The 20130-nt window shown below is 55.2% G+C and carries 19 protein-coding genes; 6 read left to right on the top strand and 13 right to left on the bottom strand.

Translation table 11 applies throughout. The annotated features are described in order from the left end of the window. Positions 1-446 precede the first annotated feature (446 nt). A complete protein-coding gene (locus tag AC07U6_RS11310) occupies positions 447-1763 on the top strand; it encodes a serine hydrolase domain-containing protein (protein ID WP_494761877.1) in 1317 nt (438 codons plus the stop codon). A gap of 71 nt (positions 1764-1834) precedes the next feature. Here the strand turns inward: AC07U6_RS11310 and AC07U6_RS11305 are convergent, their stop codons facing one another. The 5 genes from AC07U6_RS11305 to AC07U6_RS11285 form a co-directional block, all read right to left on the bottom strand. Continuing rightward, complete coding sequence (locus AC07U6_RS11305) at positions 1835-2464, bottom strand: 2-dehydro-3-deoxy-6-phosphogalactonate aldolase (RefSeq protein ID WP_494761878.1); 630 nt, start codon at positions 2462-2464, stop codon at positions 1835-1837. Continuing rightward, entirely contained in the window at positions 2448-3323 is an 876-nt protein-coding gene (locus AC07U6_RS11300) for a 2-dehydro-3-deoxygalactonokinase (RefSeq protein WP_494764448.1), read from the bottom strand. The genes AC07U6_RS11305 and AC07U6_RS11300 overlap by 17 nt, the downstream gene beginning before the upstream one ends. 47 nt (positions 3324-3370) lie before the next feature. Continuing rightward, positions 3371-4864: a sodium:solute symporter family protein gene (locus AC07U6_RS11295; protein WP_494761879.1), complete on the bottom strand. Its 1494-nt coding sequence runs from the start codon at positions 4862-4864 to the stop codon at positions 3371-3373. A 193-nt stretch (positions 4865-5057) separates the two neighbouring features. Beyond that, positions 5058-5453: a RidA family protein gene (locus AC07U6_RS11290; protein ID WP_494761880.1), complete on the bottom strand. Its 396-nt coding sequence runs from the start codon at positions 5451-5453 to the stop codon at positions 5058-5060. 51 nt (positions 5454-5504) lie between these two features. Continuing rightward, complete coding sequence (locus AC07U6_RS11285) at positions 5505-6944, bottom strand: N-acyl-D-amino-acid deacylase family protein (protein ID WP_494761881.1); 1440 nt, start codon at positions 6942-6944, stop codon at positions 5505-5507. Positions 6945-7144: 200 nt separating this feature from the next. Between AC07U6_RS11285 and AC07U6_RS11280 the strand changes: the two genes are divergently transcribed. Continuing rightward, positions 7145-8383 (top strand): amino acid deaminase, encoded by a 1239-nt coding sequence (locus AC07U6_RS11280; RefSeq protein ID WP_494761882.1) that lies wholly within the window; start codon positions 7145-7147, stop codon positions 8381-8383. 2 nt (positions 8384-8385) lie between these two features. Here AC07U6_RS11280 and AC07U6_RS11275 read toward each other — a convergent pair whose 3' ends face one another. From AC07U6_RS11275 to AC07U6_RS11240, 8 genes are read right to left on the bottom strand one after another with little or no spacing between them, the layout of a single operon-like run. Then, a complete protein-coding gene (locus tag AC07U6_RS11275) occupies positions 8386-9249 on the bottom strand; it encodes a MurR/RpiR family transcriptional regulator (protein WP_494761883.1) in 864 nt (287 codons plus the stop codon). A 52-nt stretch (positions 9250-9301) separates the two neighbouring features. Then, complete coding sequence (locus tag AC07U6_RS11270; protein ID WP_494761884.1) at positions 9302-11407, bottom strand: flagellar biosynthesis protein FlhA; 2106 nt, start codon at positions 11405-11407, stop codon at positions 9302-9304. Continuing rightward, positions 11394-12527, bottom strand: coding sequence for a flagellar biosynthesis protein FlhB (gene flhB / locus AC07U6_RS11265; RefSeq protein WP_494761885.1), 1134 nt, complete (start codon positions 12525-12527; stop codon positions 11394-11396). The genes AC07U6_RS11270 and flhB overlap by 14 nt, the downstream gene beginning before the upstream one ends. After that, positions 12527-13300: a flagellar biosynthetic protein FliR gene (fliR, locus tag AC07U6_RS11260; RefSeq protein WP_494761886.1), complete on the bottom strand. Its 774-nt coding sequence runs from the start codon at positions 13298-13300 to the stop codon at positions 12527-12529. Before fliR ends, flhB begins: the two co-directional genes overlap by 1 nt. A gap of 2 nt (positions 13301-13302) precedes the next feature. Beyond that, positions 13303-13575: a flagellar biosynthesis protein FliQ gene (gene fliQ, locus AC07U6_RS11255; RefSeq protein WP_494761887.1), complete on the bottom strand. Its 273-nt coding sequence runs from the start codon at positions 13573-13575 to the stop codon at positions 13303-13305. Next, complete coding sequence (gene fliP, locus AC07U6_RS11250; protein WP_494761888.1) at positions 13572-14339, bottom strand: flagellar type III secretion system pore protein FliP; 768 nt, start codon at positions 14337-14339, stop codon at positions 13572-13574. The genes fliQ and fliP overlap by 4 nt, the downstream gene beginning before the upstream one ends. Next, positions 14336-14716 carry a flagellar motor switch protein FliN gene (gene fliN, locus AC07U6_RS11245; protein ID WP_494761889.1) on the bottom strand — a complete coding sequence of 127 codons (381 nt, stop codon included), beginning with the start codon at positions 14714-14716 and terminating at the stop codon, positions 14336-14338. The genes fliP and fliN overlap by 4 nt, the downstream gene beginning before the upstream one ends. Continuing rightward, the gene (locus AC07U6_RS11240) at positions 14709-15530 is read right to left on the bottom strand and encodes a FliM/FliN family flagellar motor switch protein (protein WP_494761890.1); all 822 of its coding nucleotides are present in this window, start codon (positions 15528-15530) and stop codon (positions 14709-14711) included. Before AC07U6_RS11240 ends, fliN begins: the two co-directional genes overlap by 8 nt. 554 nt (positions 15531-16084) lie before the next feature. Between AC07U6_RS11240 and AC07U6_RS11235 the strand changes: the two genes are divergently transcribed. The 4 genes from AC07U6_RS11235 to AC07U6_RS11220 are packed head-to-tail and all read left to right on the top strand — an operon-like array spanning position 16085 to position 20128. Further along, positions 16085-17092 carry a sigma-54 interaction domain-containing protein gene (locus AC07U6_RS11235; RefSeq protein WP_494761891.1) on the top strand — a complete coding sequence of 336 codons (1008 nt, stop codon included), beginning with the start codon at positions 16085-16087 and terminating at the stop codon, positions 17090-17092. Between the two features lie 33 nt (positions 17093-17125). Next, on the top strand, positions 17126-17482 hold the full coding sequence (gene fliE, locus AC07U6_RS11230; RefSeq protein WP_494764449.1) for a flagellar hook-basal body complex protein FliE: 357 nt from the start codon (positions 17126-17128) through the stop codon (positions 17480-17482). 8 nt (positions 17483-17490) lie between these two features. Further along, entirely contained in the window at positions 17491-19116 is a 1626-nt protein-coding gene (gene fliF, locus AC07U6_RS11225) for a flagellar basal-body MS-ring/collar protein FliF (RefSeq protein ID WP_494761892.1), read from the top strand. Continuing rightward, complete coding sequence (locus AC07U6_RS11220; protein ID WP_105590932.1) at positions 19091-20128, top strand: flagellar motor switch protein FliG; 1038 nt, start codon at positions 19091-19093, stop codon at positions 20126-20128. Before fliF ends, AC07U6_RS11220 begins: the two co-directional genes overlap by 26 nt. Positions 20129-20130 lie beyond the last annotated feature (2 nt).

Below are 20130 nucleotides of genomic sequence, written 5' to 3'. Positions count from 1 at the left end.
GATTGCTGATTGCTGATTGCTGATTGCTGATTGCTGATTGCTGATTGCTGATTGCTGATTGCTGATTGCTGATTGCTGATTGCTAAGCGATTCGATACGACTGAGGTGTGGCTCCCAGATGTCGCATGGCGTCTTTTTTGCATCCGAACTGAGTTCTCTCCCTGGTTATCCGGCTTCCGGTTTTAACAGCAGAATGATTTTTATATCCTGGTCTGGCCTTAATCGCTGTGCGCTCGCGCAACATCGCGGATGTTTGCTCACTGGGGCAGGTAAATTCGGAAGTTTCTGGCAGTTTAGATCTTCATCCGCTATTGAATGCGACGTAGCAATAGCAAATTTTGCCTCATCGCGTAATTTTCTCAGGTGTATACCGTTAACGCAGCACGAATAATCTTAATTAAGGACATTGTTTGATTAACCCGCTGGAAGACTAAAAGGAATTAACCATGCAAAAACCCATCGTGATGGCTATCCCACTGGCGCTGGTAGCGCTGGCGCTGATGATCGGAAGTGCCAGCGCTCAGGATAGTGCCTGTAAAGTTGACGGATTGACCCGCGCCCCAAAGCCCTGTGATAAGCACCTGCCGGATGTGAAAAACATGCTGACCTGGGATCAGCAGCAGCGAACCGTTGGTTTTCGCAACGACTATCGCAACTATCCGGGGGATCGTTTCCGGCGCGGCGAGCGGGTTTATCCGCTACAGCGGCAGGAAAAGCAGCTGAAAGATATCACTTACCTGTACCAGGGTAAGATTCTTCACTATGAGGACTACGTTAAAAATCAGGATGTGCAGGCGCTGCTGATCATCAAAGACGGCAGAGTAGCGTTAGAAAAGTATTATCACGGCAATACACCAGGCACCCTGTGGACCTCGCGATCGGTGGGCAAATCTATCGTCTCCACGCTGGTGGGGGTCGCCATCAGGGAGGGAAAAATTCACTCGCTTGACGATAAGATCACCCGTTACGAACCGGATTTTAAAGGCACGGCCTGGGATGGCGTCACCTTAAAACAGCTAATCCAGCATACGTCCGGCGTGACCTGGAATGAAAACTACGCCGATCCTAATTCCGATTTCTCTACGCTGACCCAGTGTGAGGCAAAACCGGGAACCTATCAGTGCGTCTACAACCTGGTCCACGGCCTGACGCGTGACCCGGCCATCAAACCCGGCGCGGTGTGGTCGTATAACACCGGCGGGGCATGGCTGCTGGGGGATATTCTGGAAAAAGCGACGGGAAAAACCATTGCGCAGAATTTGCAGGACGACATCTGGATCCCGTTTGGCATGGCCAACGACGGGATCTGGCATGCCTATGAGCAAGGCAGGCACGATATGGGCGGCCACGGCTTTAACGCTACGCTGGAAGACTGGGGGCGCTTCGGCCTGTACATTCTGGGGGACGGAATTTTGCCTAACGGCAGCACCACACTGCCAGAGCACTGGCTGGAGGATGCGACCAACTGGACTAAGGCGAAGAACTCCGTATCGGCGGGCTATCCTGACGGCGTGTATGGCTATGAGTGGTGGAACCACAATGTGCCGGCCAACGCTAAAAACGTCGCACCGAAAGGCGACGGCAACCCGAAAGCAGCCATGTGGGCGCTGGGTATTTACGGCCAGATGATTGCCATCAACAAGAAAGAACATCTGGTGATGGTGCAGTGGTCAACATGGAAAGAGGCTGAACCAGCCGCCGACAGGCAGCCGCTGGAAAATTCGGTGTTCTTTAATGCGGTGGCGGAAGCGTTGAAAAAATAGCCATCCAGGTTGGAAGGAGCAATCACGCGGCGCAGTTAACAGCCGCGTGAAGCCGAACGCCCTACAGGGCATTAGGTTGTAGTGGATGCAGAAACCTGGTGCCAGGCCGCAATAAAGCGCTGGGCCTTGCGTACAGTAACCTCTACCTCCTGCCCGGCACGATAGAGATCGTTGCCCAACCCAGCACCGGCGCAGCCAGCCTGGATGTAGTCCGCAAGATTTTCCGGGGTGATACCACCTACTGCAAACAGTGGCACACTGGCGGGCAGTACGGCTTTCAATGCTTTCACATAGGATGGGCCGAATGTCGAGGCTGGGAAAAGTTTCAGCGCCTGCGCTCCGGCATCCAGTGCGATAAAAGCTTCACTGATGGTGGCCACCCCGGCACATATCGTCATACCGCGTTCAACGGCTCGACGTATCACCGTGGGCTGCGTATTAGGGGTAACAACCAACCGTGCCTGAATGTCTGCCAACCAGTCCACCTGTTCGGGGACCAACACCGTCCCACCCCCAAGCAGTGCGCGATCGCCGAAGCGTTCGACCGCCGCAGAGATGCTCTGCGCGTAGTCTGGCGAATTCAGCGGGATCTCCACGCTGTCAAAACCCGCATCCAGCAGGGCGCTGATATGCAGAGGGGCCTCCACGGGCGTGATCCCGCGAAGAATGGCGATTAAAGGGATTTTACCAGGCCATGTCATCGATGATTTTCCTTATTCCTGACTGAAAAGCATGCTCACCTGTCAATGAGTGAGCGGTTACGCCGAGTTGTTCAAAGGCGCACTGATAGCGTTGCTGCAGCTGGTTACTGGCGATGAGGGTGACTTGCGAAGGTTGATACCGGGTACACATCTGCGCCGTTTCCGCGCCGATCAGTAACCCGGATAGCCATTCGCTAACGGACCTGCTCGCCAGATTACCCAGCAGCCTGGCTGCACGAGCCTCGAAGAGTTGTGGCAGGATCGCAGGCTGGTGAATTCCGGCTGTCAGCCCGTCGGTAAATGCCTGACGATCCTCCTGCTGTTCAGGCAGATCGCGACCGAGCAGGGCATGGGCCATCAGCAGATGGTGCAGCTCACCCGTCATCACAGTGCTGAATTCGCAGACTCGTCCGCCATCGGCAACCGCCCATTTACTATGGGTACCGGGCAGAACAAACAGCGATGCTGGTGCTTCACGCATCGCCCCCAGGATCTGTGTCTCTTCCCCCCGCATGACGTCGCATCTGTCACCCTGCTGCAGCTGCAGACCGGGCACGATCGCCAGCTTGGTTTCAAGGTGATAAAGATGTTGAGAAAGCTGGTTAAGATCGGTTGGACAGGGCAGATAGGGCACCGTGCGCCAGCCTGCGTTACTGCCGATCATGCCCGCCATAATAGTCGGTACGGTATTGTCTTCGCGCCAGTTGGAGAACAGGCGGTTAAAAGCATCAGCCGGTTTTTCTTCCCCCAGTCGGGTTATCCCGCACGCCAGATCAATGTGGTCAATGCAGCTGCCGTTACGATAGCGCCAGGCCCGCAGATTGCTGGATCCCCAGTCAATAGCAATGTAGTTCGAAATCATTGTTGTTCCTTTATCGCCACCCGCGGGACGAGTGGCCGATTGTCTCAACCGTTACGCGCTACCGTTGAGGCATTGCCGCTCGCGGTGCTTCCCTGCTGTGGACGATTCTCGCGTTCACGGGTAATCATCTCCAGCGCCTGTTCCCGGGTTAACCTGCTGGCGGGCGTAAGCAGCGTCACTATCACCGCGCAACCGATACTCATCAGCACCGCCGGTATACAGGGATTACCCCAGAATGCCAGCCAGTCATCGCGAAACAGGATCACCATAGAGGTTCCTGCACCGCCTGCCAACGCTGCCAGCGCACCCTGCCAGTTAAAGCGCATCCAGAAGCGGCCGAGGATAGAGCAGGTGAACATGCCGGACATGATCATCGATATCATTTTAGTGATGTAGCTGATGATGTCGTTTGAGGTGAGGGCAAACAGTAATGCTAACGCGATCACCACGACCAGGAACATGCGTGACAGACGAATCGCGCGATCTTCCGGGGGCATATGGCCGGTGACCATCGTATAGAGATCGCGCAGCATGATCGAAACGCTGGCAATCGCATCCGAGCTGCCGGATGACATATTGGCGGACATACCGGCGATCAGAATCGCCATGGCCAGTACCGGCGGTAGAACTTGAGTGGCGAACAGGAAGGCAAATCCGCTGTTTTCCAGATTTGGATTCATCGTCCAGGCTGCCATACCGATAATGGCGGGTAAAAAGGAGAAAAGCAGATACAGCACGCCGGTAATGGTGAACGACTGGCGTACGGAAGCGACGGTTTTGGCCGAGTAAATCCGCTGACGATAGGAGGGCGTGGCCAGCACGCCGACCATGATTACCAGTGCCAGCGAAAGGGCGGGCAGTACACCCAATTTATCAACAGCGAACAGGCTCTGCGCGGCGGGATCGACCGCCTGTTGGATCTGGCTCCAGCCGCCCGCATGGTGGACAGCAAACACGGCCATCAGGATAAAGCCGACAAACAGCACGATGGATTGCAGTGTATCGATCCAAACTACCGCGGAATAGCCACCAATGCCGACATACACCACAAAAGCCAGAGCAATAATAATTTTGGCAGTATTAATATCAATGCCACTTGCCCATGCCAGATAAAGTCCGCCGCCTAAAATATGCGCACCCAGCCAGCCAATAGAAGCGACAAATATTAATATGGCCACAATATTTTTCACTATTCGGCTGCCGCCGGTATAATAAGATATCTCTTCACTCATGGTCATAAAACGCATTTTACGTACCGGAGCAAACAGCCAGGCTACCAGTAAAATACCAATAGCCCCGCCGATGCCGTAGAGCATGCCTGCCCAGCCGTTAAGGTAGCCAAAACCAACGGCCCCAACGCTGGAGCCTGTACCAACCATGGTGCCCACTGTTGAACCCAGTGTCAGCAGCATGGGCATAGAGCGTCCACCTAATAAGAAGTCATCGCCGTTCTTTTGGTGGCGTGAAACAAACCAGCCAATGGTAATCATGACCAGTGCGTAGAGACAAAACCAGATTAAAAAATTGATATTATTCATCGCTCACATCCAGATAATATAAATGTTCTTAATTATTGGCTGCGCGTTTAAATCGTGGCTCTCTCATGATGTTTCAGAACCATCTGAAGGCGAAACCGTGACGCGCAGCTATCTGAACGAACAGCAACAGAATAGTGCTGTTCGCGAATAAAAATAAATATCGCTTATAAAAGCGTGTGATTTTATAAAACGGTTATTTAGCGCGTGCCGCGTTGTAACAGGTTAAATCGACTTCGACTTTACAATCCACGACCAGGTCCGCTACGCAGCAAACCCTGGCGGGGGGATGTTCGGCAAAAAATTCGCGGAATACCCGGTTAAACGATGGAAAATAGCGCGCATCAGTCAGGTACACTTTGGCGTGAACGACATCTTCCAGCCGATAACCTGCCGCATGTACGATCGCCAGGCAGTTCTCGATTGCCAGCCGCGATTGTTCAACAATTCCCCCCTCGACGACTTCTCCATCCCGCATCGGGGTTTGGCCGGAAACATAGAGCCAGCCCCCGGCTTCTACTGCACTTGAAAAAGGCAGATGCTGCCCGCCGGTACCCTGGCTGCCCGTTGCGCCATAGCGTTTAATACTCATGTGTGACTCCCTGATTTCCCTGGTGTTGTGGATAAAGTGATTGCCCGGCGGTTATCGATCCTGACGGCGTAAAAAGCGCCCCGCACGGCCATCGATTGGCGTAACGTGGCCATAGCTCATAACACCGTTCACCATCACTGCATCGATGCCCGCTGCGGGCTGCTGCGGTTTTTCAAAGGTGGCGGTGTCTCGCACCGTCGCGGCATCGAACAGCACTAAATCGGCGAAATAGCCGGTTTTTATGAGTCCCCGGCGCTCCAATCCGAAACGAGAAGCCGAAAGGCCGGTCATTTTGTGAACCGCCTGGGCCAGAGGGAACAGCTTTTCTTCACGGCAGTAGTGACCGAGTACGCGAGGAAATGCACCCCAAAGTCGCGGGTGTGGCATCGGATCGTTAGGTAAGCCATCCGATCCAATCATCGTGGCGGGATAGCTCAGCACACGCCGCACGTCCTGTTCATCCATGTTGTAGTAAATAGCGCCAGCGGGCATCAGCCGTTTACCGGCCTCGGTCAGGCTCATTGACCAGTCGGCGGCGATCGCTTTTAAAGAACGGCCAGCAATTTCCGGGTGTGGCTCGGACCAGGTAATTGTTATTTCGAACTCATCGGTGATCTGTTTGAGATCCAGCGTTGATGAACTGGCGGAATAGGGGTAGCAGTCGCAGCCCACGTCCTGGGTCTGACGCGTTTTTTCGATTAGTGCCAGGGTTTCTTTGGTGCGCCCCCAGTTTTTGGCGCCAGCGCACTTATGGTGTGAAAGCACCACAGGAATGCGAGCATGACGGCCAATGCGAAAAGCTTCATCCATCGCTTCCAGAATTGGTTCAAATTCGGAACGCAGATGGGTGGTATACACTCCCTGGCCGGCGGCCAGTTCTTCCGCCAGGGCCATAACTTCTTCGGTGGTTGCGGCAAAGGCCGTGGCATAAGCCAGACCGGTGCTGAGGCCCAGCGCACCCTGTCGTAGTGCGATACGCAGCTGCTGGCGCATAGCATCAATTTCAACAGCGGTTGCCGGGCGGAACAGTGAATCCATCTGGTTATTACGCAGCGCGGTGTGGCCAATCAGCGTGCCGACGTTAATTGACGGACGTGCCTGCTCAATCGCCTGTGCATAGGCTTCCACGGTGGGATAGACGAAATCCTCCGCGACGCCCAGCAAATTCATCGGATCGGGAACCGCATCGCCAATTTGTGCACATGCGGCGCTAATACCGCAGTTACCGACAATCACCGTTGTGATGCCCTGACTGATTTTCGGTAAATAGTCTGGCAGTCGTATGACGTTGATATCGTCATGGGTATGCACATCGATAAAACCGGGGGCCAGCACGCGCTGCTCGCCATCAATCACTACCCGCGCCGATTCATCAATTTTTGGTGCTATTTCTGCAATGCGGTCGCCGCTTACGGCAACATCTCCACGCCAGGCTTCCCCGCCGCTGCCGTCAATGACTGTGACGTTTTTAAACAGATAATCGTGCTTCATCCCATTTCCTTCTCGCTCTGTAATGGCTCAAATTTAATCATTTACAACCCTGTAAAACAGAGGGACACTACGCAAAATTTACGTTATAAAATGGTACTTTGTATCTATTTGTGATTTTGAGTGTTGTTTTTATCATTGTTTTCAATGTGTTAAATGATGGTATTCATCCTTTCTTCTTTTTAAATATAAGGAATTTGCGTATGAAGTATCATGAATTGCAGAGTATTACGTCTAAGTCCGCAACGGTTATCGTCCCGCAGGAACGACCGGTGAATGTGCTGCTGGAGGATGTCTGCCTGCCCGCCTTGGTTATAAAAAAACAGGCGCTGGAGAACAACATTGCCTGGATGCAGCGCTATGCCGATACGCGCGGGGTATCGCTGGCACCGCATGGTAAAACCACCATGACGGCGAAAATATTTCAACGCCAAATGGCGGGGGGCGCATGGGCGATTGGCGTTGGCAGCGCGTGGCAGGCTCGGGTCGCTATCACCGCCGACGTTGGGCGCGTGATGATGGTCAATCAGCTGGTGGGAAGGGCAAATATGCAACTTATTGCCCTGCTTAAATCTGACTATCCGGTGGCAGAGTTTATCTGCTGCGTTGACAGCATCAGCAACGCCAGAACGCTGTCGGCATTTTTTGCCGCCCGGGGCCAGACGCTCGATGTGCTGTTAGAAATGGGTATCGAGGGCGGGCGCTGCGGTTGTCGTTCCGTAACGGGGGCAGAGGAACTGGCAGAAGTGATGGCTGGCCTGCCGGGTCTGCGGTTGCGTGGTATTGAACTGTATGAGGGGGTGATTCATGCAGAAGATCCGCAGCCGCAGATTGAACACCTGCTGCGCCAGGCAGCAGGGCTGGCACGCACGCTGGCCGCTCGGCAGCAGGTGAGCGGTGAATTTATTCTGACCGGTGCCGGTAGCAGCTGGTACGACGTGGTGTGCGATATCTGGTTGCAGGAGGTGTTGCCGGACGGCTGCCGGATCGTTATTCGCCCCGGGTGTTACATTACCCACGATCGGGGAATTTACCAGCAGGCGCAGCAGGCACTGATGGCGCGCGATAGCGTAGCCTGCGGGCTGGGGGGAGATTTGCAGTCGGCTCTGGAGCTGGTGGCGATGGTGCAGTCGGTGCCGGAAAACGGGCTGGCAGTCGTCAATTTTGGCAAACGTGACTGCGCCTTTGATGCGGGATTACCGCAGCCAATCGCCCTTTATCGCGCTGGACAGAAGCAGCCGCTGAAGCTGGAGAGTCTGCATACGACAGGCATTATGGATCAGCACGCCATCCTCAGCGGTCCGGAGGCGGGCCAGCTGCAGGTTGGCGATATCATGCTGTTTGGCACTTCTCATCCCTGCCTGACCTTCGACAAGTGGCAGGCCATCTATCTGACTGATGAGCAATATAATTTGCTGGATACGCTGGAAACGGCGTTCTGATCTCAGTCCCCCAGCGGCTGGCGATCGACACCACCACGGTGGTTGTCCAGCGCCAGCTTGATGCGCCTCAGGCGGTCTTTAGCCTGCCGTTTGTTGGCCATCGCCAGCTTCGTCGCCAGCACATCAATCATTGCCAGCATGGCATAGCGTGAGGTGCTGGGTTTAAAGATGTAGTCATTTTCCTGCACCACCAGAGCCAGCAGCGCGTCGGCCTGTTCAGCCAGCGGTGTCCCGCCGGGCGCAATAACCACGACTTTAGCGCCATACTGGCGGGCGATGGCGGCACTTTCCACCATCTCGGCGCTGTATCCACCCAGCGAAAGCGCAATCACCACATCGTCGGGGCTGACGGCGGCACTCATCATGCGGACCAGCAGCGCATCGCTCTGGGCGACAACCGGCAGTCCAAGACGGAACAACCGGTGCTGGATCTCCTGTGCGCAGATGGTTGAACCACCGCCTACGCCAATCGCCAGCGTCTGGCGCGCGCGTCCAATCCACTTCACCGCCAGTTCCAACGCCTGCATATCCAGCTGGCGGCGGTTGACGTCAAGCACGTTAATAATGGTCTGATAGATCCCCTGTACCCCTTCCAGATCGGGGACGTCCAGAATAAACCGCTGCCCCACCGCCAGTGACTGCGCCAGGCGCACCTTCAGCTCACGGACGTCGCGGCAGCCTACGGTGCGGGCGAATCGGGTCACCGAGGCCTGACTGGATGCCGTCTGCCGGGCGATATCGGCGATGGCCAGCGTGGTGGCGGCCTGCACATCGTCCAGCAGAAACTGGGCGATGCGTTTTTCAGTCGCGGTCATATCGATAAACCGGTCGGTTATTGCAGAGATGATGTCAATAGAGTGATTCATCGCCAGCCTTGTATCAGAGGGGAGGTGAAAGAATGATACTTTCTATCATACGTCAGTTCACCGTCCCGACAATGCGTAAATCAACTTCATCCGGCACTTCGTTATAGGAAAGCACGTGCAGCCCGGCGGCAAACAGGCGGCTGTAGCGGGCAATCAGCGGCCGCAGCTGCGGCGTGACCAGCAGTACCGAGGTCAGGTTCTGCGCCTTCAGCTGCTCCAGTACCACCGGGAGCGTGGTCTGCAGCTGGGTCAGTATATTAGGATCGACCGGGAAGCTGTCCAGGCTGACTTTTCCGGCCTGCTGCGCCTGGTTCAGGGAACCGAGCAGCAGATTTTCCAGCGTGTTATCCAGCGTGTAGGCCGACAGCGGCTTATTGTCAGGTGCAATCGCTGCCACCATCGCCCGGCGCAGGGCGAAGCGCACGTCAGAGGCCAGCAGGATTGCGTCTTTAGTGATCGCTGCACTTTCCACAAGCGTGGTGGCAATCGTGGCGATGTCCTTCAGCGAAACCTGATCCTGTAGCAGCAGGCGATAAATCTTCAGCTGCTGGCTGTAGTTCAGCGCGGCGTTGAGATCTTCAGCCAGTCTGGGTGCCGTACCCGACAGGCGCAGATTCAACTGGGTGATATCGTCATAGTTAAACAGCTCCGGCAGATGCTCGCGGGTGACCCGATTAATATGCGTGGCGATAACGCTGGCGCAGTCCACCACCTGATACCCGAGGTTCAGCGCCTGCGGTTTCATATCCGGGGTGATCCAGGTGACGGCCAGGCCGTAGGCAGGATCGGTATCCAGCACGCCATCGATCTCGCCGTACTGTTCCGCCGTTGGGATCGCCATCAGGCGATCCGGATGAACCTCGCCCACCGCCGTGCGCACGCCGTTCACCTTGATCGCATACTGCGCCGGCTTCAGGCGGAAGTCTTCGCGAATCGACATCTCCGGCAGCAGCACGCCGCTGGTTTCTGATACCACCTGGCGCACGCCGCGCACGCGCAGGGTCAGCGGATTGCCTTTCGATTTATCCACCAGCGTCACCAGCTTATAGCCGAGGTTCAGCCCCAGTGGCTCAATCAGTGGAATACTTTCCCAGCAGACGTTCACGCTGTCGCTGTCGTCCAGCGCGCTGGTCAGCGCGGCGATATCCTGCTCGCTCTGCGCGGGCTTTTCGATAACCTTGCTCTGTCGCCAGGCGGTAAACACCAGCAGGGCGGTAAACACCAGGAACACCAGATGCGGCATGCCCGGCACAATCGCCAGCACGAACATCACGAAGGCGGCGGTATAAATCGTGGCCGGTTTCGCCATCAGCTGGCGGTGGATATCGTCTGAAATTCCGCTGCTGTCGTCATCGCTCACACGGGTGACGATAATCGCTGCCGCCGTGGCCAGCAGCAGGGAAGGGATCTGCGCCACCAGGCCGTCACCGATAGTCAGCAGCACGTACTGATCGAACGCCTGGCCGGCATCCATATTGTGCTTGAAAATACCGATCAGAATACCGCCGACCACGTTGATAATCAGGATCATAATCCCGGCAATCGCATCGCCGCGCACAAACTTGGAGGCGCCGTCCATCGCGCCGTAGAAGTCAGCTTCGTTGGCCACGTCCTTACGGCGAACGCGCGCCTGCTCCTGATTAATCAGCCCGGCGTTAAGGTCGGCATCAATCGCCATTTGCTTCCCGGGCAGGGCGTCGAGGGTAAAGCGCGCCGACACTTCGGAAATACGCTCGGCCCCTTTGGTGACCACCACGAAGTTGATGATCATCAGGATCACAAACACCACGAAACCGACGACGAAGTTACCGCCGATCACCACGTTACCGAAGGCTTCAATCACCTTACCGGCCGCACCCACGCCGTCATGGCCGTGCAGCAGCACCACGCGAGTTGAGGCAACGTTCAGCGTCAGGCGCATCAGCGTGGTGATCAGCAGAATCGTCGGAAACACCGAGAAATCCAGCGGGCGTTTACTGTTGACGCTGGCCAGCAGCACCATCACCGCCAGTACGATATTGAAGGTAAACAGCACATCGAGGACGATCGGTGGCAGCGGCAGGATCACCATCGCCAGCACGCTAAGCAGCAGCAGCGGAACGCCAACGTGGCTGTTGCGCAGCAGGGATTTCATCTGGCCTGAATTAAACGTTGCCATGTTTTTTGAACTCACTTTCTGGGAGTGGAATATGCAGATCCAGGTGCGGTTTTTCGCCCTGCCCGGTACGCCAGGATTTCAGCTGCATAACGTAAGTCAGCACCTGCGCAATCGCCCGAAACAGCGACGCCGGAATCTGCTGGTTAACGCGCGTGCTGTAATAAACCGCACGCGCCAGCGGCGGGAACTCCACCACTTCAATCTGATGTTTTTTCGCTACGCTGCGGATATGTAGCGCCACATCGTCCAGCCCTTTGGCGAGGATATAGGGCGCGGCGGCTTTATCCGGCGCGTACTTCAGCGCCACCGCATAGTGAGTCGGATTGACGATGACCACGTCCGCCTGCGGCACCTGTTTATTAATCTGCCCCATTGCCATCTGGCGCTGCAGCTGGCGGATGCGCCCTTTAATCTGCGGGTTGCCGTCCTGGTTTTTATGTTCGTCGCGCACCTCTTTTTTGGTCATACGCATTTTTTTGGTGAACATAAACTTACTCAGCGGCACATCGATAAACGCAAACAGCGCAATGGTGATCACAAACATCTTCATCACCCCGGCGTACTGCATCAGCCCGGCGGTAATCGCCTCGTTCAGGAAGCGCGACTGTAGTGCCATCATTCCCGGCAGCTCGTCCTGGATGCTGGACCACAGCAGGCCAAGCAGGATGGCGCACTTCAGTACCATCTTCAGCACGTCGGTCAGATGCTGCTTGCCCACCAGGCGCTTAATGCCGGAGATCGGGTTAAGCTTTTTAAAATCCGGCTTGATGCGGGTCGGTACAAAGATCCAGCCCCCGGGCACCAGCGTTGCCAGACAGGCGGCCAGCGGGATCGGCACCAGCGTCGCCAGCACTTTTAAAATAATCAGCACCTGGGTCAGCATAAACTGGTGCAGCGCACCGTCATCGTGGATGCGGCTGGCCATCTGGCTGACCGCAGTAAACGACGCCTGCACCAGGTCACGGTAATACGGAAAAAAGGCGCTGACGGTAAACAGGCTGGCCACCAGCCCGGCGGCCATCGTTACGTCCCGCGAACGGGGAATATCGCCTTTTTTACGCGACTTGCTCAGCTTACTGGCGGTAGGCTTTTCACTTTTATCACCGCTGCTCGAAGACATCAGTGGCTCCTTAACTGGTCAAACTGCGCCAGGATCTGGTTGGTCAGCGACAGATAGTGATCCGGGATGCTGCCGCTCAACAGCATCAGGCAGAACAGGCCAAACAGCATGCTGATCGGAAAGCCGAGCGCAAACAGGTTCAGCGTCGGCGAAATGCGGTTTAACAGGCCGAATGCGCCCTGTACCAGCAGCATGATAAACACCGTCGGCAGCGCCAGCAGCAGCGCGCCGGTCAGCAGCCAGCCAACGCCGGTGGTGGCGGTACGCAGGGTCAGCGTGTTAATCGCCTGGCCAATGGGCCAGTAGGCAAACCCCTTATACAGAATGGTGATCAGCAGCAGATGACCGTCCATACTGAAAAACAGCAGCACTGAAAACACGAACACGATCTGCGAAATCACCATCGTCGAGTTACCGCTGCCCGGATCGTTCATGACTGCCATGCCCAGCCCCATATTCATCGACAGGATCGCCCCGGCGGTTTGCAGCGCCGAAAACACCCAGTTCAGCATCTGACCGAACAGCAGGCCCCAGAGGATCTGCTCGCCGCTCAGCAGCAGTGTCTGCATGGTCATCAGCTCGTGCAGTACCACGTTGTTATCCAGCATCGGTACGATCAGGATGCTCAACAGCAGTGCCAGCCCGGCCTTCGCCTTGCGCGGAAACGCCCGGTGCTCAAAAATCGGGCAAAAGTGGAAAAACGCCGCGATACGGAGAAACGGCAGCCACAGTGCCAGCAGCGGATCGAGCAGTTGGTTAACAGGAATTCCCACAATCAGCCCACTAAGGTTGCGGCCTGTTCAAAAATCAACAGGGTGAAATCGATCAGTTGAGTCAGCATCCACTTACCGGCAAAGACCAGCACCAGCATGGTCATCACCAGGCGCGGCAGGAAGCTCAGCGTTTGTTCATTTATCTGCGTGGTGGCCTGAAAGATGCTCACCAGCAGCCCGGTTATCAGGCTGGGTAAAATCGCCACCACCGAAATCATCAGCACCAGCTTCAGCCCCTGGGCGATAATGTCGCCCGCCACGTCAATGGTCATCATGGCGACAGCCCCTGTACGCTCTGCGTCAGCGTGCCAACAACCAGCGACCAGCCGTCGCAGAGCACGAACAGGATCAGCTTGAACGGCAGCGAGACAATCAGCGGTGACAGCATCATCATCCCCATTGCCATCAGAATGCTGGCGACAATCAGGTCAATGACGAGGAAGGGGATATAGATCATAAAGCCGATCTTAAAGGCGGTTTTCAGCTCGCTCAGCACAAACGCCGGGGCGACAATAGTCAGATCCTGTTTTTCCGGTTCGCCGCTGGCGTTAGCGATAGTCATAATCTGCGCCAGCGAGGTGGAGCTGGTCTGCGACAGCATAAATTTCTTCAGCGGCGCTTCGCCGGTGGCCAGCGCCTGCTTCAGCGTGATCTCGTTGGCCTGATAGGGGATCACCGCCTCTTCGTAGACCTGGGTCCACACCGGGCGCATCACCAGAATGGTCAGCACCAGCGCGATGCCGGTCAGAATCTTATTCGGCGGACTCTGCTGTAAACCAATCGCCTGGCGCAGCAGCGCCAGCACGATAATAAAGCGGGTGAAGCAGGTCATCATCAGCAGCATAACCGGCAGCAGCCCGAGCAGGGTCATCAGGATCAGGATCTCGATCTTGACGCTGTAATCCTGACTGCCGTCCGGCAGGGTCGTTGAGCTGAACAGCGCCAGCCCGTTACCCTCAGCCTCTGCCATCAGCGGCAGGAACAGCAGGCTACCCGCAAGTAATACCTGCGCCAGCCTGCTCCAGAGTGAATGACTCATAGCGCCAGTTCGCCCAGTTCTTTGTTGTTAAACTCGATGATGCGCAGCCCGTACTTATCGTTGAGCACCACCACCTCGGCTTTGCCCAGCAGGATGCCGTTCACTTTCACATCCAGCGGCTCGCCTGCCATTTTGTCCAGCTCCAGCACGGAGTCATTGTTTACGCCGATCAGTTCAGCCAGTGAGATCTCTACCGACGCCACTTCCAGCGTCAGCGTGACGGGAATACGGCTGAACAGCGAAAGATGACGCTGCTTTTCACGCTGCACGGCATGACGATCGGCATCGTCTTTATCCTGGGTATCGATGACCGGGGTGTCATCGAGTGAAAAATCAAAATCGAGGGCGTTTTCCGCCGGAGTATTTACTTCAGTCATGGGATTTCTCGTTGTTTAACTCGTTAAATTCTGAAAAGAACAGCTTTCCGTGGTCTTCAGCAATCACCGCGTTGAACAACGGCTGTTTGCCAATCAGTAGCGGAATGCGATCGCTCAGCGACATCGGCAGGATGTCGCCGTGCTTCAGCGTCAGCAGTTCCGCTACCGTCATTGGGATGCTGACCAGCCTGCCGGTTAAGCGTACGGGCAGCGTCATAAAGGACATCTGCACATTGGCTACCGGCTGTTCGGCGTGGGCCAGCGGGCACATCTCCGCCTGCTGGCGTAAATTGGCCAACAGACGATCGACATGGGTATTATCCAGCAGTAAAGAAAAACCACCCTGATAGCCTTCAAGGGTAAATGTAATTTTATAAGACCAGTGGTTAATTAATGATGCCGGATCGGGTTTAATCTGCAGTGTTTTACCAAATAACCCTTCCCCGGTAATTAATGCCACCAGCTCCAGCGCGAGTTTATTCTTCAGGCGCTCTTCCGTTTTGGTTACCGGCGTTTCCGCAACGGTAATGCCTTCCTGTCTTTCTTTATTTAGCCCGTAATAATCGTGTAGCACACTTAACAACAGGCTGCGATCGATATCAAAGGCCAGGCTGCCAATGTTACTGGATAAAATTTGCGTATGCTTTTGCCAGACGTCCATTTCAAAACTCATTGTTCTGAGCGTGACGTTAACGCGATACTTCTTTAAAAAATAGGTGTTCAGTTTGCCATCCAAACTGTCGTGCATATCGTTAAATATTTTCGGGATTTTATGATATGGACGACCCAGTTTATTCACTTCTAACTTCATCATGTCTGGATGTTGACCAGTATGATAAATTTTTACATGGCTACAGAGCTGTCGCATGATTTGATTCCGTTAGATCCGTGCTTCCTGTACCTGAGCAATATCAGTAGCAAAGGAAGCTTTTATCTGTCAGTGAAAAAATATTTAAGTTTTATGAGTTACTGTCGCTTTAGCTATTTATCAGGTCGCGGTTTTAAATAGTGCGACTCGCTTGCGTGTGTGAATTAGAGCAACAGCCTATAGCGATGGCAATTTAAATATGATTATTAATTTTTTAAAATTCTTAGCAAAATTATTTATAGATCTTATTTGATTAATAATCTCAATGTAAATTATTGATTTTAATTAATAATATTTTTTAATCTCAATTAATGTGACCTGTTTTAATAACCTGGGTATACTCGCTGCAAAATTTAGTTGTGGTGAGGGTCTGCTGATTCCCATTTGTCTTTGCCTCGTATATTGAGACGTTTAAATCCTCCGCCACTTTTTCATTGTGATGAATAACAATTTACTTACACCGAAGATTTCTATACGGGTGAATAAGAGAGGAACCTGTTGTGAGACTAGCAGAGAAGCATTCAGAAAAGGACGATTCAGGGTTTATTGCCCATGCGGATTCCAGCGTAAAACTTCTGGCTCTTGCCCGCCGCGTGGCAAAACATAATGTGCCCGTTTTAATCACCGGGGAAACCGGTACGGGTAAAGAGTGCGTGGCGAAATATATTCACTATCATGCCTTTGACAATAACGCGCCTTACGTGGGTGTTAACTGTGCGGCGATCCCGGAAAGTATGCTGGAAGCGATTCTCTTTGGGTATGAGAAGGGCGCATTCACCGGGGCGGTAAACAGTCAGCCGGGTAAATTTGAACAGGCTAACGGCGGAACGCTATTATTAGATGAAATTGGTGATATGCCTCTGGCGCTTCAGGCGAAATTACTGCGCGTATTGCAGGAGCAGGAAGTGGAACGGCTGGGTAGCCATCAGCGTATTAAACTGGATATTCGTCTGATTGCTTCTACTAATAAAAATCTGGAAGAAGAAATTGCCTCAGGGCGTTTTCGTGAGGATCTTTATTACCGTTTGTCGGTAGTGCCGATGCATATTTCGCCACTGCGCGATCGCCCGCAGGATATTATTCCGCTGGTCGAACTATTTATGCGGAAATATCAGCAGTTCTCTGCTTCGCGTCCCGCATTAACCGCCGAAGCCCGCAGCTCGCTGCAGCACTATCCGTGGCCGGGTAACGTCCGCGAGTTGGAAAACGTAGTGCAGCGCGGGCTGATCATGTCTACCGATGGCGTACTTGATACCGGCTGCTTTGGCATCGGCGCCAGGCCTGTTGCCTTTGCCGTCGTGCTTGACGATGACGCTGCTGAGCCAGAATTTAACGGCGAACGTCCGATCAAACACCACGGGCGGCAGGCTGAGTATCAGTACATCGTTGACCTGCTGCGCTGCCATCAGGGCAATAAATCCAAAACCGCTGAATCTCTTGGCATCACGCCGCGCGCACTGCGCTACCGGCTGGCTTCGATGCGCCAGCAGGGACTGATTCCAGTCTGACCTCGTAATCCATTTACCAGGAACCCTTTTATGATCGACAAAATAACCGCCAACGGCGCATCAGCCGGACAGGCACAGATGATTGCCGATATGGCGAAAATGCGCGCCCAGGCTGCCGGCGGCAGTATTGACCCGGCCGGCTCGCTGGCACAGACGGCATCGCTCTCTGCGCCTTCTTTTGGCTCCGTAATGGATCAGGCCATCAGGCATGTCGATAACCTGCAGCATTCGGCGGCTAAAAAACAGCAGGCGGTTGATATGGGGATCAGCGACGACCTGACGGGCGCGATGCTGGAGAGTCAAAAGGCCAGTGTGGCATTTTCCGCCATGATGCAGGTGCGTAACAAGCTGAACACCGCCTTTGATGAAGTCATGAATATCTCAATTTAAGGTGCATCGTGGGCGATAAAATGAAATCGCTGCTGGCAGGCTTGCCGGTAGCGCAACTGAAAAAGTGGTGGATGCCCGCAGCGGGCGCGCTGGCCGCTACGGCAATAATTGTTGCCCTGCTGTGGCAGAACAATAACCACTACACCATGCTGTTCGGCTCCCAGCAGAACATCCCGGTACCGCAGGTGGTGGAAGTACTGAGCGGTGAACAAATCCCCTACCGCGTGGAGCCGCAGAGCGGCAACCTGCTGGTGAGGGAAGGCGATCTGCCGAAGGCGCGCATGGCGCTGGCGGCAAAGGGTATCAGTGCCCAGACGCCTGCCGGCTACGAGCTGATGGATAAAGAAGAGATGCTGGGCAGCAGCCAGTTTATCCAGAACGTCCGTTTTAAACGCAGCCTTGAGGGGGAACTGGCGCAGAGCATGATGGCGCTGGATTCCGTCGAATTTGCGCGCGTACATCTGGGGATTAGCGAAACCAGCTCCTTTGTGCTTAGCAACAAACCGGACAGCAGCGCCTCGGTCATCCTGCGGCTGCGCTATGGTAAAACGCTGGCGGACGATCAGGTGGCGGCGATTGTGAATCTGGTAGCCGGCAGCGTGCCGGGCATGAATCCGCAGCAGGTACGGGTCGTCGATCAGCACGGTGCGCTGCTTTCTGCCGGACTGGATGAGCTGAACGGTCGCCAGGGCGGAAAATCGGGCAGCGAGGCGATTCAGCGCCTGCGTCAGGAAACCGAACGCAATCTGGCTAACGTACTGATGCCGGTGATCGGCCAGGACAACTTCCGTATCAGCGTGGTGCCGCGCATTAACTTTAGCCAGGTGGAAGAGACTCAGGAACGCTTTAACGGCGAACCGCGCCCGGCCAGTGAAAGCCTGATGCAGGAAAACACCACTGAGCAGCTGGCGGTAGGGATACCGGGATCGCTCAGCAATCGCCCGGCTAACCAACCCGCTGCTGCGCCGGGGGCTGGCGCCCAGCCACAGCTGGCAACCCGTAACCAGGCACAGCGCCAGTTTAACTACGACCGCGACGTTCGTCATATCCGCCATCCCGGCTTCCAGCTGGAAAAACTGTCGGTATCGGTGGTGCTGAACCAGAACGCCGCCGCGGTGAAAGCGTGGACGGAAGAAAATCAGCAGCAGGTGGAAAAAATGCTCAGCCAGGCCGCCGGTATTGATACCGCACGAGGCGATGCGCTGACCCTGAGCATGCTCAGCTTCACCGAAGCCGAGCCTTACGTGGAGCCGGAAACGCCGTGGTGGGAAAACCAGAGCGTGATTGACTGGAGCAAGCGCGGCGGTATCGCACTGCTGGTCGGGGTGATCACCCTGTTCGGTCTGCTGCCGATGATGCGCCGTATTGGCCAGCGCAGGGAAGAAGCCGCCGCCGTTGCCGTCGTCCGGGGGCCAAATCTGAACGCACAAGATGAGGATGACGACGGCGACGGACAGGTTCCTGTACTGCCCGCCAGTTCCTTCCAGGGCGATGAAAACCTGCCGCCGCAGAGCTCAGGTCTGGAAACGAAAATCGGCTACCTACAAACCCTGGCCCAGAGCGAAACCGATCGCGTGGCTGAAGTGATTAAACAGTGGATAAGCAGCAATGAGCGAAGCAGCAGTAGAAAATAAAAGCAAAAGCAGCAGCGCTGCCGGGCAGCGACCGCGTCTGGAGCAGGCCGCCATTGTGTTACTCAGCATTGGTGAAGACGCCGCGGCCACGGTGATGAGTAAATTTTCCCGTGAGGAAGTACTGCGTCTTAGCGAAACCATGGCACGGCTGCACGGCATCAAGGTGTCACAGGCGCGGCAGGCGATGAATAACTTCTTCCAGGACTACCGCGAACTGAGCGGTATTAACGGCGCATCGCGCAGCTATCTGCGCAATATTCTTGAACGTGCACTGGGTGGGGAAATCGCCCGCAGCGTGATTAACGGCATCTACGGCGATGAGATCCGTTATCGCATGGCGCGTCTGCAGTGGGTGGATACCCCGCAGCTGGCGGCGCTGATCGACCAGGAACATTTACAGCTGCAGGCGGTGTTCCTCGCCTTCCTGCCGCCGGACGTGGCGGCTACGGTGTTAACCCATCTGGACGCCACGCGGCAGGATGAAATTCTCTATCGCATTGCCCGGCTGGACGACGTGAACCGCGATGTGGTGGACGAACTGGATCGTCTGATTGAACGCGGCGTGGCGGTCCTCTCCGAACATGGGTCGAAAGTGCAGGGTATCAAGCAGGCGGCGAATATCGTCAACCGCATTCCCGGCAGCCAGCAGACGCTGCTGGAGCAGCTGAATGCGCGCGATGCCAACGTAGTGGACGAGCTGAAAACCGAAATGTACGAATTCTACATTCTCAGCCGCCAGAACGAGGCGACGCTACAACGTCTGCTGGAAGAGATCCCGATGGAACAGTGGGCTATCGCGCTCAAGGGTACCGAAGCGGTACTCAGCCAGGCGATCTATTCCGCAATGCCAAAACGCCAGGTGCAGCTGCTGCAAAGCACCACCTCGCGGCTGGGATCGCTGCCGGTTAGCCGCGTGGAGCAGGTGCGTAAAGATATTATGACCCGCGTACGCGAGCTGGCGGAAGAGGGCGAGATCCAGGTTCAGCTGTTCAGCGAACAGACCATGGAGTAGGC

It is taken from the genome of Erwinia sp. GW821-FHT03D09 (genome assembly GCF_059420805.1).
This window is presented reverse-complemented; position numbering and strand designations above follow the sequence as displayed.